We start from the raw sequence: 2,272 nt of genomic DNA on the forward strand, positions 1-2,272 counted from the left end.
CCCCCGTGACCAATCCCCTTGACCCCACCTACACACCCCAAGCCCCCAAGGCACAAAAGCCCCGCCCCTCAAACACCGCACCCCTGTCCCCCACAAAAGCACGGTATCCGCCCCCATTTCACCATTCTCCCCCAAAGCCCCTAAAGGCACAATATCTTGCGCTATCTTGCGCTATCATGCCACTCACGCATCTTCGCGCCTCACACTTGTTTATCTCTCAACAACACCCCCCAAGATACCTCTGTCCCCCCAGCATAAGATCTCAAGTTTCACCCCCCTTATCCATAAAACCATGCCCCCACGTAACCATCGCAGAATTTTTGAAAGCATCATTCCCTTTGATACACGCCCTGACATATCATTCACCAAAGTAGCGCCCTTCCAAGATGCATCTCCCATCATCCACTTCCGCTCAATATTTTCTAATATTACAAGCTTCAATTGTCGAAGGATCACGCTTCCGGATAACACTTCTCTGGTTCAGTATTTTTTGACTTCACTGGTACGTTCTCGATCCGTGAAACTGTTTTGACATCTCCGCCCCTTCAATAACGAGAAAAAATAAAACCTTCACACGAAATCCAAAACGGCAGAGTGCATCAAGCGCTCTCCCCCGCGCCTTTTAGGCATCACAGCCATGCCCCCACGTAACCATCGCAGAATTTTTGAAAGCTTTATCCCCTTCGATACACGCCCTGACATATCATTCATCAAAGTAACACCCTTCCAAGATGCATCTCCCATCATCCACTTCCGCCTAACATTTTTTGATATCACAAGCTTCAATTGCCGAAGGATCACACTTCCGGATAACACTTCTCTGGTTCGGTATTTTTTGACTTCACCGGTACAATCTCGATCCGTGAAACTGTTTTGACATCTCCCCCAGCTTCCCCCGTCACCTGAAGAGGCAAAACTTTTGCCAACAGTGAAAAAAAAGGCACGGGATTATTCAAAGCATGATATTGAAGATAAGACACCAATCCATCCTCACCATACTGAGAGCCAGCCTGCTCAGCGGCGGTCAGAAGAGCTTCATTAAATCGCTTTGTTGTTTTATTTAAAGACTCTTTTTTCCGTCCTCTTCGACGTAAGGGAAGACAACGTTCCTCAGCCATCATCATATTCCTTCCAATAAAGAACAACCAATCCCATGCCATGAAAAAATGACATGAAAATCAGCAACAAAACCTCAAAAACAATTAACACTTAAAAAAATGAGACCACCCCCTAAAAGACAAAAGCTCATATAAAGCCTAAATTCTCCGCTTCATTTTTACAGATTCACGCTTTTACGATTTTACATCTTTACAGAAGGCAACTAAAAGAAATTTCCAAACCACCCCACCATTCGATAAACAAGAGTCTGTAAACAATCCAACTTTTTATCACATATATTGCACTTGAGCAAACACCTCTCACCACCCCTCAAAGGATGATGTTTCATGGAAACTTAAGCGCAAGAACTGTTCTCTCCACTTCTTGCCTTTTTACGCTCTCCATCCGCTATTTCTCTCACCCCATTTATACCACTATACCACGCCCAAAACCTCTGCTTTGTTTTACAGATTCACGCTTTTACGATTTTACATCTTTACAGAAGGCAACCAAACGAAATTTCCAAACCACCCCACCATTCGATAAACAAGAGTCTGTAAACAATCCAACTTTTTATCGCATACATTGCACTTGAGAAAACACCTCTCACCACCCCTCAAAGGATGATGTTTTATCAGACGCAACAGATAAGCCCAACTCCCAAATATTCACCACACTTTTAAAAAAGCACCTTATAAACTTACCTGCTTGAAGATCTCTCGACGGCATATCCTTGCCTCTAATGCCCCCTTCTTACTTCCCTCCTCAAACACCCCTATTTTACGGCATAAGGCATAAGAAAATCATTAGATAATTTTTAAGATACAAAAAATGCTCTCACTTTCTAAATCTTTTAATTTTCCTTGCCAATCTCTTGCCAATCTTCTGAAATTACTTTATCACTCAAAAGGTGCTTTGGTCGTCTACGCAACGATCAATAGGGAGTTGAAGCCCGAAAACTCAAACGTTAATTTACCCCACTTTGTGGGTATCCCGGAGTTCCGGGAGTTTTTGCTATGTCCAAGTGCGATAAGCACTAAAAGCAAAAAGCTGATTTGAGTTCAGTGCTTTCAACCTCCCGGAATACTCATGCGAGGGCGCTCGCAACCGGAGGGGGCTTGAAGTGCAAACTAAAAATCCACGTTTTCCAACTAAAAATCCACATTTTAACGAC

3 protein-coding genes are annotated in these 2,272 nt (G+C 43.5%); all 3 read right to left on the minus strand.

What is annotated here, in order from left to right:
• Positions 1-210: 210 nt before the first annotated feature.
• A complete protein-coding gene (locus BN338_RS01140; protein ID WP_039758236.1) occupies positions 211-402 on the minus strand; it encodes a hypothetical protein in 192 nt (63 codons plus the stop codon).
• Between the two features lie 168 nt (positions 403-570).
• The gene (locus tag BN338_RS11520) at positions 571-747 is read right to left on the minus strand and encodes a hypothetical protein (RefSeq protein WP_156809214.1); all 177 of its coding nucleotides are present in this window, start codon (positions 745-747) and stop codon (positions 571-573) included.
• A gap of 50 nt (positions 748-797) precedes the next feature.
• A complete protein-coding gene (locus BN338_RS01145) occupies positions 798-1,118 on the minus strand; it encodes a hypothetical protein (RefSeq protein WP_039758238.1) in 321 nt (106 codons plus the stop codon).
• Between the last annotated feature and the right edge of the window lie 1,154 nt (positions 1,119-2,272).

Origin of the sequence: Bartonella queenslandensis AUST/NH15 (assembly GCF_000312585.1) — a bacterium.
In the GTDB taxonomy this organism is placed as follows: Bacteria; Pseudomonadota; Alphaproteobacteria; order Rhizobiales; family Rhizobiaceae; genus Bartonella; species Bartonella queenslandensis_A.